We start from the raw sequence: 12,449 nt of genomic DNA, 5'->3' as shown, positions 1-12,449 counted from the left end.
AAAAAATATTTTTTGTTTAATTTAAGATGATTTTTAAGACCTGATAACAAATAAAAATACTAAAGAGTTTTGATCTTTTGCTCGAAATCAGTATTATAAGAATCAACTGGTCAGATGAGCGGATGTGATAACATGAGTATTAGAACAAGTCTTAAAAAAGTATTACCCCCAATTTCGATTACCGAACAAGAAGCATTAGAAGCAGGCGATGTTTGGTTAGAAGCGTCTATCTATCAGGGTAAACCTGATATGCAAGCATTAAGAAATATTCCTACTGCTAAATTAAGTCCAGAAGAACAAGCTTTTTTAAATGGCCCTGTTCAACAGGTACTTGAAATGGTTGATGACTTCGCATTGCAAAATGATAAGCATATACCACAAGATATTTTAGACTTTTTAAGTGCCAACAAGTTTTTCGCGCTAATTATCCCTAAAAAGTTTGGCGGTCTTGAGTTTACTCCTTATGCCAACTCGACCATAGTTGCCACCCTAGCGGCGAAAAGTGGAGCCTTAGCCGTAACGGTTATGGTGCCTAACTCCTTAGGCCCGGGCGAATTACTGATGCATTATGGTACGCCAGAGCAACAAAACCACTACTTGCCAAGGTTAGCAATCGGACAGGATATCCCTTGTTTTGCATTAACAAGTCCTGAAGCGGGCTCAGATGCAGGCGCCATACCTGACGCAGCAATAGTCACTAAAGGCATGTGGGAAGGCGAAGAAGTCGTAGGTTTGCGTGTTTCATGGGACAAGCGATACATAACACTTGCTCCAATTGCCACGGTTTTAGGCCTAGCATTTAAAGTATTTGATACCGAAGGTTTATTAGGTGATCAAGTCGAGCTAGGCATTACCTGTGCCCTGATACCTAAGTCTCACCCTGGGGTAGAGTTAGGGAATCGCCATGACCCTATGGGCGTTACCTTTTATAATGGAACGACTCGTGGACAAGACGTGTTCATTCCTATGGACTTTATCATTGGCGGTCAAAAAAATATTGGCCGAGGCTGGCAAATGCTGGTTGCATGTCTAGGTGCAGGTCGCGGCATATCGCTACCCGCAATGGGCGTAGCTTCAGCACAAAATGCACTTAAGTCTACAGTTGAATATTCTTTTGTACGTGAACAATTTGGTGTGCCTATTGGACGCTTTGAAGGTATACAAGAAGAGTTAGCTGATATTGCTGGTAAAACCTTTGTATTAGAAGCGATGCGTGTACTCACCACCGAAGGTTTAAATTTAGGGTTGAAGCCTGGCGTAGTGACCGCAATGGCGAAATATCATATGACTGAGCTAGGAAGAGATGTGCTCAACTCTGCTATGGATATTCAAGCTGGTAAAGCCATTCAACGTGGGCCACAAAATACCTTAGCCGGTGGATATGCCGCTCAACCAATCGGTATAACGGTTGAAGGCGCAAATATCCTAACCCGTAGTTTGATGATATTTGGTCAAGGCACCATGCGTTGTCACCCACACTTAAAAGAGATGGTTGACCTCATTCACAGTGAAGACAGCCAAGCCGATACACAATTCAATAAAGTATTAGGTAAAACCATTAGCTTTAGTGTTAAGAATGCATTTCGTAGCTTAGCCAAGAGCTACCTACCCTTTACCCGTGGTGCAGCTTCAGCTCTACCAGAAGTACGTAAATACGAAAAGCGTATGAATTCGCTAGCGGCAAAATTAGCACCTATGGCAGATTTATCTCTGTTAGTGTTAGGCGGCGATTTGAAGAAAGCAGAAATGTTATCAGCACGCCTAGGTGATGTGATGAGTTATATGTATGCCGCTATGGCTGTGGTGCGTTTTTACGAGCAACGAGTTGAAAACCGTAACGAAGCCTTACCTTATTTTGAGTATGCAATTCAGTGGTGTTTACTTAAAGGTGAAACGGCGCTCAATGACTTTATTGCAAACTTCTCTAACACACCTGTTAGAGGCTTAATGCGTTTATTAACCAATACTTACACTTCGTCTGTCAAAGGTATTTCAGATGATCTTAAGCGAGAATTATCTGCTGCAGCTATGCAAGATACCAGTATCAAAACCCAGTTAACTCACTTAGTTAAAGTGATTCCTGGAGATGGTAATGACATTAACGAGCAAGCCTTCAAAGCTAAGCATGCTGTTATGCCTCAACTTAAGAAAATACAAAAGGCGCTTCGTAAAACACCTGTTGTTCCTTTTATATCATTTGAGCATGCAGTGGGTAAATTACACGCTGCGGGTGAACTTACAGCTGAAGAAGTCGCTTTGGTAATTGATTACAATGACAAACGTAAAGTGGCAATACGGGTTGATGAGTTTACATTTGATCTAGAGTTATTAGACAAAGACCTCACCTTAGTGAATGAGTCTGGTAATAAAAAAGCAGATGCGGCTTAACCTTAAGCCATAAATACGAAGGGGCATTGATTCATTTCAATGCCCCTTTTTTAATGCCCTGTAAATATGACTAATGTTTAAAGAATAGTCCGAAAGAACGATCGCTTGAATGACTTAAGATCAATACACCCGTGGTTAATAGTAGTGCTAGAACCTCAGTAACAGGAGCAGCGTACCAAATGCCCCACTCGGCAAAAAATAGCGGTAGAACAAAAATCAAAGGTAATGAAAAAGCATAGGTTTTAGTAATGCCTAGTATGCCTGCACGTTTAGCATCACCTATCGCCTGAAAAAACATACTAATCATCATTTGTGGCCCCATTAGAAACAACCCCAAAGTAGTCCACGGAAAAATTCTTGCGACTTCGGCTACAACTAGTTGGTCAGTCACAAACAAAGCCCCTAATGTTTCGTGAAACACCACCCCGAGCAATTGTAAGGTAACGCAATATATCAAGGAAACCAGCAGGGCGATTTTAATACTGCTATTCACTCGACTTAATTCATTCGCGCCATAGTTATTACCCACAATAGCTTGAAACGCCATGCTCAAGCCTAACAAAGGTAAAAATATAAAAGTCATTAAACGGGTAATAATTCCATAAGCGCCAACCGTTGTTTCATAGTTCGCAGCATCCCAAATTTGTAAATTATACAAGATAGCCCCTGACGATAGAGCTAGACCTATATAATTCAAACTTGATGGCGCGCCTAACGATAAAAATGTAGTCCAGTGGTGTCTCAACTTTGAAAACTGTATCACCTGTCGCTTGATGCCATGAGGTTGGTATTTTCGATAGAAGACAATCGCCACCAAAGCAGTGGCTTGGGCTAAAACGGTACCGTAAGCAGAACCAGCCACCCCCCATTGCAATTCGACAATCAACAAGTAGTTAAATACAGCGTTTAACAACACTGAAATCAGTGAAATGATCGCCATGAAAGAAACATGACCTTCGCAGCGTAAACTGTCACCATTGATCCCTAGGATAAATACCAGAGGGGAGCAAAACACCAAAATAGCAATGTACTCATAACTCATACTAGCAATGGTTTCAGAGCCATTACTCACGGCTTCCGTAAGGGTGTTTCCCCCTAAAATGAACATAGTAATAAGTACACTGCAAACCACTAACGATAACGTTATAGCTTGAGAAAAGGTTTCGACAGACTGAGATTGCTCACCTGCTCCAAGCTGCCTTGCCATTAAACTAGCAAAGCCATTAGAAACTAAGGTAGACAGGGCGACCATCATGATAAATGCTGGAAACATAGACGTAACAGCTGTTAATGCCTCAGGCCCAACAAAGACACCAAGAAAATAAGCATCCACTAAAGAGAATGAGCCATTCACCAACATAATTAAAATAATAGGCGCAGCGGTTTTAAAAAAAACTAAAGGCAAGGCTCCGTTGATAAAAGAATTTTCCTCGACTGTTTTTGTCATTGTGAGGCGGCCCCGTTATGTAATGCAGCAATAGCGTTAAACTTTGTTAAAACAAAGTCTTTGATTTCAGCCGGCCAAGATTCAATGGCGCTAGCAAAACTCACTTTACTGTTACGGTACAACGCTCGGCTTGCTTCTTCAAATCCAGCTTCATCGCCTAAGAACGCCATCATAAACTTGTCTAGCTGCTGTTGTTTAGTACAAATGAGGTCTTCAGTAGATGTGTTAATTTGTGCTTCTTCAACTAAGCGTCTCAAGGTGGCTGATGCACCTCCTTTTTGCCTCGCTAACCACTCCCAGTGCCTAGGCAATAAAGTAACTTCTTTAGCCTTAACGCCAAGTTTTGGCCTGCCGCGCTTACTTTTATTACCCGTATCAACATTGGCATTGTCTAAAACAGTTTGGGTGTCACCATACCAACTAAAATCAATCCTACGGCAAGTTTCAACTTCAAAAACCATAGCTTCAATGTGGTTATCAAACGTTTTTACCTGCTGAATTATGTCTTGTAAGGAGCCCTTAGCGACTGCTGTTTTATCGTATATGGCTATGTATTCCATTTTCACTCAACTTTAAGATGTTCAAACAAACATCAATTTTATACGGGTAATAATAAAAATACAATATTACCCGTATAAAATTAAAAGAATCATGACGTATCGTCATTAATATGAAGTTTGCATTAATTTGAACCCACTGCCCCTCCCAAAACCTTTCATACATTGAACAGTTTTAAAGAGACTCTATTAAAAAACCGCAGGTGTTAAACAGCAGCGGCCTTTGAATGTTTAAGATGCATCGCTCGCTATGAAATGACTATTCTAACCCTGCAAAAAACTGTTGGCTTTCTTTGAGAATTCTTTCTGTCTCTTTAGGGTCAGGCTCTGTTGACCAATCATCAAGCCCAAAGGTGCCGCCCAAAATCATGTAGTCGTTTCGGGAGAACATATAAAGAGAGCCTGTACCGCCACCTACAGTTAAGTAATCCACTGCGGGATCTGGCGGCAATAATACCAATTGGCCTTTTGCTGGTGTAATACCTTGGTCTCCAAATAATGACCTAGAGCCCAAGCCTGTACAGTTAAAAATCACGGGCTCAGGCAGCGTGTGTAGCTCTTCTTGATCTTTAAAATCACGGATTACAAACTCACCATCAGCTAAGCGTACATCTTGAATTAAGCGACGCAAAAAGGTGGTAGTTTCAACCAGCATAGTGGCAGAAACGGTACAATAGTCAGTTGGAAAAGGGTGCTGGTTTGGCCCATAAGTCTCTCGATAGGGGTAATATTGACTAAAAGGAGAGTCCCCCTTAGGTTTAGTATCACTTGCTGAGTACAACTCCATCCACTGAATACCGTAGTCATCCCCCACCATTCTGGCGAAGGTCTCATGGGCAATTTTTGCAGCTAATTGCAGTTGTCGTTTAAAGGCGTCACTGGATACCTTAGGATCATGCACACTATAAGGTCCCCACTCGCCTCCAGCCACTTGTGACGTAGTATGTCTTGCCATTTCCCTAGTGTATATGGTGACTTTCCATCCCGCTTCTTGTAATAACCTCGCAGTCGTTAAGCCCATGACTCCACCGCCAATAACAGCCGCTTGTTTGTTTTCTTGAGTTTTCACCTCATTGACAGCCAAAGCCGATGAGCCCCAAGATAGGGTGATCCCACCACCACCATGTCCATAGTTGTGCACTAATACTTTCTCACCAAATGCTTCACTGCGCACCACAAATCCCTCTGCGCGAAAAGGTCTATGGCCAACCACTTGGGTCACAATATTGTTTCTATCAATCTTGGGGGCAACAAGAGGTTTTCTTGAAAAAGGGCGTTCAAAGCCGCGCTTTTCCGGCGTTTGAGCACAACCAAATAATGACGCTGAAACAGCCCCAACTCCAATACCTTGCAAAAAGTGTCTACGCTTTATGTCTTGCTGAAACATGGTTAACATCCTATTTTTATTATAATTTTTACCTAAGAGACACTCTGAACTGCCCCCTATATCTTGCTATAAGCAGATGCAAGCATAAGTCTTACCAATTAGCATCCATGATTCGACAACGCTGCTTACTAATTTTAAATAAAGACATCGCATCATTTAAGTGCTTCAATGTAAAATATCTAAGCAATACATAAAGTTAAACTACCATTACAACCAACTAACTGAACTTAATAATTACAATGCACTTCAGCAAACCTAACACCTATAAACGTGAATAGAGCTAAGTAACATCTTGTCGTTAATAGTGGTGTATTGCTTGCTTAATACTGTAACTTAATTCAAGCATCTACTTTTGGACTCACTGAAAGTTAGCAGTTATGTTTGTCTAATCACAGCTACAACTATTTTATCTTCCACAGTAAGGGATCAGTATTTTGACGTCACCAGACATCAGCTCCATTTTACCCATAGTGTTAACGTTAATTTTATCCTTATATACCCGTAATGTTGTGATTGGTTTATTTACGGGGGTGATAACCGCAGTGGTGATGCTAATTGGCTTTAACCCTTTCACTGTCTTGTCGGAGTTAGTGAAAACCCACTTAGTTGGCACCATAACTGACAGTTACAACGCTGGCGTAATAGTACTTATGGTGTTTATTGGCGGCTTTGTAGCCCTTATGGAAAAATCTGGCGGAGGGCCGGCCTTTGCAGCCAATATAATGAAATGGATAAACTCCCGAGCTAGGGCACAAATGGCCGCTTGGTTTGGAGGCATTTTTATTTTTTACTCTGACCTAGGTACACCTTTGATAGTGGGGCCGGTATTTCGCCCCTTATTTGATAAGTTAAAAATATCTCGTCAAAAATTGGCTTTTATTATCGACTCCACCGCTTCTCCCGTGGCGATCTTAGTGCCTTTTATCGGTTGGGGGATTTACATTATGGGATTGATGCAAAAAGAATTTGATGCAGCAGGGCAGAATATAACAGCATGGGGCGCTTTTATTCAGACTATACCGTTTCAGTTTTATGCCATCTTAGCTATTGCCATTGTGCCATTATTGGTTTGGCGAAAAGCCGATTTTGGAGCCATGGCATTGGCAGAAAAAGCCTGTATGGCAATACCTGACTCAAGTACACAGCAAGCACCCAACCAAAAATCTAATAAGACCTTAGATGAAGAGGCACCATTAATTCAACCTTTTACCCACGCCAATGCTCGTGCCTCGTTTGTCTTTATCCCTTTAGCGGTAATGGCTATTGTTTTAGCTATGATGCTAGTGCCAATGGGATTCCCTTTTAAGAGTGTACCCGGCTCTGCTTTTAGAGCTGCATTAAGTAGTGCTTACTTTTTAGCGGCCGTGTCATTAATGGGACTAATGGCTTGGTATAAAGTACGTAGCCTAAATGGTAGTGTCACCATGTACCTAAACGGTATGAGTAACATGATGCAAGTCGCCATTATTTTAATACTTGCTTGGACCTTAAGCTCACTTGGTAAAGAGCTGGGTACGGCGCAATATATTGCTGAGCAAGCACAGCGTGGTTTTCCCTATTGGCTATTGCCTGCCGTAGCTTTTATATTTTCTGGGATAATATCTTTTGCTACAGGCTCTTCTTGGGGGACGTTTGCCATTATGTTGCCATTAGTCATCCCCACTTCTTTCGCCATAGATGCACCACTTTTTGTCAGTATGGGTGCGGTTTTGTCTGGTGGATTATTTGGGGACCACTGCTCCCCAATATCTGAAACCACTATATTATCGGCTACAGGCTCAAACTGTAATCAATTTGAGCACTTCAGAACCCAATACCCCTATGCTCTATTAAATGGAGCTGTGGCACTATTAAGCTTTGTTGTAGCGGGGTTCTATCAAGCCAACAGTCTTGTATTAGCGTCCTTAATTGTTCAGCTATTCCTAGTGATTAGCATGTGTAAACGGGCTGCAAAGTCTATTTAAATAACCTATGTTGGGGTAAGTTATTAGAAAACTATTAGTAAATGAATAAGTTTTTCTCTATTTCCGTTCAACTCTATGACTAAAAACTATCAAAGTTTAGGAAACACTAAATGAAAACATTGTCAGGTATTTTAATGCGACTTTGCTTACCCTTGGGTTTATTACTTTCACCACTTGGTTTAAGTGCAGAGCTTGAATTTACAGACCAAGCTAAGCTACATGATATTCAAGCTAAAATTTCAGCAGAAAACATAGAGAAAGACATTCGTAAACTTGTAGGGTTTGGTACTCGCCACACCTTATCTGAAACTAAATCAGATACTCGTGGGATCGGAGCGGCTAGACGTTGGATAAAATCTGAATTTGAAGAAATTTCAAAGGCATGCGGTGGCTGTTTAACTGTGTATTTTCAATCACGAATAATTGAAGGCGAAAAACGTATTCCCGATGCAACCGAAGTGGTTAGCGTAATTGCTATACAAACGGGTACAACCGATCCAAATCGCTATGTCATGATGTCTGGTGATATAGATTCTAGGGTGTCAGATGTGATGAACTTTGTTGATGACTCACCCGGTGCAAACGACAACGCCTCAGGTGTGGCAGGCGTGCTCGAAACAGCCCGAGTACTTAGCCAATATGAATTTAATGGCAGTATTGTTTATGCAGCACTATCTGGTGAAGAGCAGGGCTTATTTGGCGGCAAGATACTCGCAGAAAACGCTCAAAAAGATGGGTGGCGTTTAAAAGCCGTGTTGAACAATGACATGATTGGCAATATCTCAGGCAGTAACGGGGTAACGGATAACACCACGGCACGTATTTTTGCAGAAGGTACTCGTTATACAGAAACAAATAAAGAAAAAACGACCCGCAGATACACAGGGGGCGAAGTTGACTCACCTAGCCGTAACTTAGCCCGTTACATAGATTTAATGGCTGACCGCTATATTCCTAATTTAGATACTATGGTGATATATCGTTTAGATAGATTTAGGCGCGGCGGTCATCACCGCCCTTTTAACGACTTAGGTTATCCTGGTGTGCGTATTATGGAAACCAACGAGCACTATGACAGACAACACCAAGACTTAAAAATAGCGAATGGGGTTACCTACGGGGATACCATTGATGGAGTAGACTTTGATTATGCAGCCAAACTCACCTCTTTAAACGCCGTATCTCTAGCGGGCATGGCGTGGGCTCCCTCTCCACCGGCACAGGTAAACATTGGGGGCGCAGTACAACCTAGCACCAGCTTAGGTTGGCAAGCACTAGATAAAACACAAAACTCCCAGTTAGCAGGATATAAAATTTACTGGCGTTATACTGACGCGCCCCAATGGCAATTTAGTAAATATGTGGGGAATGTAAATGAATACACCTTAGAAAATGTGGTGATAGACAACTACTTCTTTGGTGTGGCAAGTGTCAGTAAAGACGGGTTTGAAAGCCCTGTAGTCTTCCCTGGTCCTGCGGGAGCATTCGGAGAATAATTGAATGTAGTACAAAAATCAAAGTTAGTAGAGAAGTCTATTATCTTGTTTTTTAACGATTTGTAACGAAGAAACAGCGCCTAAGTAAAAATTGAAAAACATATGAAAATAGTATTAAGTTTAATTATTTTATTTATCTCTCAATATAGCTATGCAATGAAAATTGTTATGGTAGTGCCAGTCAAAAAGCACGATGTATTTTGGGAAACAGTACACCAAGTCAGTGTAGTCTCAGCAAAAAGCTTAGGAGTAGAACTAGAAGTAATCTCTGGAGGCATCGATCGTTTTTCTACATTAGAATTGATTGATAAAATTACCTCACGACAAGATAAACCCGACTATATTATTTTTCGTCCTTTTCACGGCAACGCCATACCAACCTTTAATAAAATTGAAGCGAGTGGGATATCATTTATTACCTTAGAACAGCCAGTTTATGGGGATGAAGCCCTACAATTAAAAAAGCCACAACAAAAATATAAACACTGGATTGGAGAGGTCGTTTATAATAATAGTAAAGCAGGTCAACAATTACTTGATGCACTGTTTAGTGAATTTGCATCGAACGACGCTAATGCAATGCCCTCGCTAATAGGTATTGGAGGGAACCTTGATAATTTATCTGCATCTAGAGAATTTGCACTAACTAATTTAGCAAGTAAGCATGATAGTCGTATAAATCAAATTTTTCCTACCTATTGGGTACACCAAAATGTAGCAGTAAATTTTAAAGCCATGATGGCTCGTTACCCTAAAACAAACATCTTTTGGTGTGCGAGTGATAAATTAGCACTTGAAGTGCTTAAACAGCATCAATTGCAATTTGGGAAATCAGCGATCATCGGTGGCTTTGATTGGCTACCAGAGGCGTTGGAAAAAATTAAACAAGGTCAACTCACTGCGTCTATGGGTGGCCACTTTTTAATGGGGGCCATATCCATAACCAAAGCTTTCGACCACCACCACGGTATTGATAGATTTGATCATCCTCCTTATGATTTTGAGTTAATAACAAAGCACAATGTTGAAAATCATTTAGATTTCATGCAAAAGAAACAATGGCATAATGTTGATTACAATCAGTTCTCAGCCTTTAAATCAGGAAAAGAACCTATTAAATTAACAATGAAAAACCTACTCAAAGCAACGACCGAGTAGTGAGAGCAACATTTCAGTAGCTCTCACTAATATAATAAGACCAAGGTTAAATTATTACTTCACTTCCATATTAGGTGAGCGATACACCAAGTCATCATTCAACTCTATACCTATTCCCGGCGTCTCAGATACCTCAAAGAAGCCATTTACAGGCTGTGGATCTTGAATACACAACTCTCTATTCCACTCTTTAATGGCGTAGGTATGGTGTTCATGTATTAAAAAGTTAGGAATTGCGGTTTCTAAATGTAAGCTTGCGGCTGTCGCCACAGGACCACCACATACATGGGCTTGTACTCTAATGTCGTACACATCTGCATAATCGCAGACTTTTTTGGTTTCAGTAAATCCACCACATAAGCCTACATCAGGTTGTAGTACGTCAATACTTTGATCTTCAAAGTAAGGACGCACATCCCAGCGGTGATAAAGCCTTTCACCACCCGCAATAGGGACACGAACATTTTCAGCTACTTTTTTATGTACTGCAGAGTTCAAGTAGTTTACTGGCTCTTCGTACATCATACAGCCTACTTCTTCGATAACGTCTCCCATTTGAATGGCAGAAGCTGCGCCCATTAGGGAGTGCGATTCAAAAATAATATCGACATCTGCTCCTACTGCACTGCGGATAGCCCTTAACCTATCACCGAATAGTCTCATTTGAGGTTTAGTGAATAACTTAGTGCGATCAAAAGAGGAGTTACCGTCTTTATCATAAACAATAGGGTCAACTTTTACGGCATCATACCCTTCTGCTACTGCTTTTAGCGCAGCTTCAGCATACTGTTCAGGTTGAGTTAGTTTAGTGCACTCTTTATCCCAATCAAACTGTAGTTGGCTAGCATAGGTTCTTAACTTACCGTTGGTTTTACCGCCAAGTAATTGATACACAGGCACGCCAAATACTTTACCTTTGATATCCCAAAGTGCTGTATCTATTGCACTCATAGCAGAGTATAAAACTGGGCCTCCGCCTAGTCCCCAAAAACTTTCACGCAACATACGTGTCCACAGTAATTCTGTGTTCATGGGGTCAAAGCCAATTAACATAGCTTCAGCAATTTCTTTAATCATATGAGCAGCGGCACTATGACCTAAGTCATAAGCGAGCCCCGCCTCACCGACCCCAGTTATTCCTTCATCTGTATGAATACGAATAAATACTGGGTTCCAAGGTGGCCTTTTAGGGCAATGTATGTCGAAAATTTCAACACGAGTAATTTTCATTTATAAGTCCTGTTTTAAATCTCTAGTAATTTGAATAACAAATAATATGACTATTCACAAAAAGTAGGGTCAAGCTTGTAAGCTCGTCTTAGCATAGCTGGCCAGGCTTTTTGACCGCCGGTTTCACCACTATGCACAATATTAGCTTGCTGTTGAATGCCATCAACAATATCTTGGGGGATCTCAATAACAGGCTGGCCACTTTGCAATAAATCCATTTGAATTTCGCATGCTCGTTGTAGATCATAAAAACGCATAAACGCATCTCCCACAGTAGGCCCTACAGTCAAGCCTCCATGGTTATGCAATAACATATGATTAGTAGTGCCCAAATCAGATTGAAGCCGGGCTTTTTCTTCATCGTTTACTGCTAATCCTTCGTAACCGTGATAACTAAGTGAAGCCAACGAGAACATCGCATATTGGCTCCAAGGTTTTAAGCCCCCTTCAACTGTAGCCACACCAATGGTGGCTTTAGTATGCAAATGGATCACGCATTGGGCATCATGACGTACTTCATGGATAGCACTATGAATTGTAAAACCTGCTGGGTTAATAGTGTATGGTGAGCCATCTAATATATTGCCATTTAAGTCTACCTTAACCAAATTTGAGGCCGTCACCTCATCAAAGGTTAACCCGAAAGCGTTGACTAGATAATGGTCGGTATTAGGAATACGAGCCGAAAGATGGGTATAAATCAAATCACCCCATCGGTGGTCTGCAACCAAACGATAACAAGCGGCGAGATCTACTCTGACTTGCCACTCTTGTTCGGACACTTTGCCCTGTAAACTAAATTTTTCTAGCTGAAACACTAAG

9 protein-coding genes are annotated in these 12,449 nt (G+C 41.2%); 4 read left to right on the top strand and 5 right to left on the bottom strand.

The genetic code is table 11. The annotated features are described in order from the left end of the window. Positions 1-132: 132 nt before the first annotated feature. Positions 133-2,388 carry an acyl-CoA dehydrogenase gene (locus ABJE44_RS04250; RefSeq protein ID WP_348111148.1) on the top strand — a complete coding sequence of 752 codons (2,256 nt, stop codon included), beginning with the start codon at positions 133-135 and terminating at the stop codon, positions 2,386-2,388. A 70-nt stretch (positions 2,389-2,458) separates the two neighbouring features. Here the strand turns inward: ABJE44_RS04250 and ABJE44_RS04245 are convergent, their stop codons facing one another. The 3 genes from ABJE44_RS04245 to ABJE44_RS04235 all read right to left on the bottom strand — a co-directional run bounded on the left by ABJE44_RS04245 (position 2,459) and on the right by ABJE44_RS04235 (position 5,779). Then, on the bottom strand, positions 2,459-3,835 hold the full coding sequence (locus ABJE44_RS04245) for an MATE family efflux transporter (RefSeq protein WP_348111149.1): 1,377 nt from the start codon (positions 3,833-3,835) through the stop codon (positions 2,459-2,461). After that, on the bottom strand, positions 3,832-4,395 hold the full coding sequence (locus tag ABJE44_RS04240; RefSeq protein ID WP_348111150.1) for a DUF2239 family protein: 564 nt from the start codon (positions 4,393-4,395) through the stop codon (positions 3,832-3,834). Before ABJE44_RS04240 ends, ABJE44_RS04245 begins: the two co-directional genes overlap by 4 nt. Before the next feature lie 256 nt (positions 4,396-4,651). Beyond that, positions 4,652-5,779, bottom strand: a complete 1,128-nt coding sequence (locus tag ABJE44_RS04235) for an FAD-dependent oxidoreductase (RefSeq protein WP_348111151.1) — start codon at positions 5,777-5,779, stop codon at positions 4,652-4,654. Positions 5,780-6,213: 434 nt separating this feature from the next. On the opposite strand from ABJE44_RS04235, the gene ABJE44_RS04230 reads away from it, so the two are divergent. The 3 genes from ABJE44_RS04230 (at position 6,214) to ABJE44_RS04220 (ending at position 10,397) form a co-directional block, all read left to right on the top strand. Then, positions 6,214-7,743, top strand: coding sequence for a Na+/H+ antiporter NhaC family protein (locus ABJE44_RS04230; RefSeq protein WP_348111152.1), 1,530 nt, complete (start codon positions 6,214-6,216; stop codon positions 7,741-7,743). Between the two features lie 134 nt (positions 7,744-7,877). Next, positions 7,878-9,239: a M28 family metallopeptidase gene (locus ABJE44_RS04225; RefSeq protein ID WP_348111313.1), complete on the top strand. Its 1,362-nt coding sequence runs from the start codon at positions 7,878-7,880 to the stop codon at positions 9,237-9,239. Positions 9,240-9,341: 102 nt separating this feature from the next. Continuing rightward, positions 9,342-10,397: an ABC transporter substrate-binding protein gene (locus tag ABJE44_RS04220; protein WP_348111153.1), complete on the top strand. Its 1,056-nt coding sequence runs from the start codon at positions 9,342-9,344 to the stop codon at positions 10,395-10,397. 54 nt (positions 10,398-10,451) lie between these two features. Here the strand turns inward: ABJE44_RS04220 and ABJE44_RS04215 are convergent, their stop codons facing one another. Next, positions 10,452-11,627 (bottom strand): mandelate racemase/muconate lactonizing enzyme family protein, encoded by a 1,176-nt coding sequence (locus tag ABJE44_RS04215; protein WP_348111154.1) that lies wholly within the window; start codon positions 11,625-11,627, stop codon positions 10,452-10,454. A gap of 50 nt (positions 11,628-11,677) precedes the next feature. Further along, positions 11,678-12,445, bottom strand: a complete 768-nt coding sequence (locus tag ABJE44_RS04210) for a class II aldolase/adducin family protein (protein WP_348111155.1) — start codon at positions 12,443-12,445, stop codon at positions 11,678-11,680. Positions 12,446-12,449 lie beyond the last annotated feature (4 nt).

Source organism: Paraglaciecola sp., from assembly GCF_039942875.1.
In the GTDB taxonomy this organism is placed as follows: Bacteria; Pseudomonadota; Gammaproteobacteria; order Enterobacterales; family Alteromonadaceae; genus Paraglaciecola.
The sequence above is the reverse complement of the archived record's forward strand: the minus strand, read 5'-3'. Positions and strand labels throughout refer to the sequence as shown.

Excerpts from the sequence above, each read along its gene's own strand:
- ABJE44_RS04215 (WP_348111154.1), bottom strand. The coding sequence starts at position 11,627 with ATGAAAATTACTCGTGTTGAAATTTTCGACATACATTGCCCTAAAAGG.
- ABJE44_RS04240 (WP_348111150.1), bottom strand. The coding sequence starts at position 4,395 with ATGGAATACATAGCCATATACGATAAAACAGCAGTCGCTAAGGGCTCC.
- ABJE44_RS04220 (WP_348111153.1), top strand. The coding sequence starts at position 9,342 with ATGAAAATAGTATTAAGTTTAATTATTTTATTTATCTCTCAATATAGC.
- ABJE44_RS04250 (WP_348111148.1), top strand. The coding sequence starts at position 133 with ATGAGTATTAGAACAAGTCTTAAAAAAGTATTACCCCCAATTTCGATT.
- ABJE44_RS04225 (WP_348111313.1), top strand. The coding sequence starts at position 7,878 with ATGCGACTTTGCTTACCCTTGGGTTTATTACTTTCACCACTTGGTTTA.
- ABJE44_RS04235 (WP_348111151.1), bottom strand. The coding sequence starts at position 5,779 with ATGTTTCAGCAAGACATAAAGCGTAGACACTTTTTGCAAGGTATTGGA.
- ABJE44_RS04245 (WP_348111149.1), bottom strand. The coding sequence starts at position 3,835 with ATGACAAAAACAGTCGAGGAAAATTCTTTTATCAACGGAGCCTTGCCT.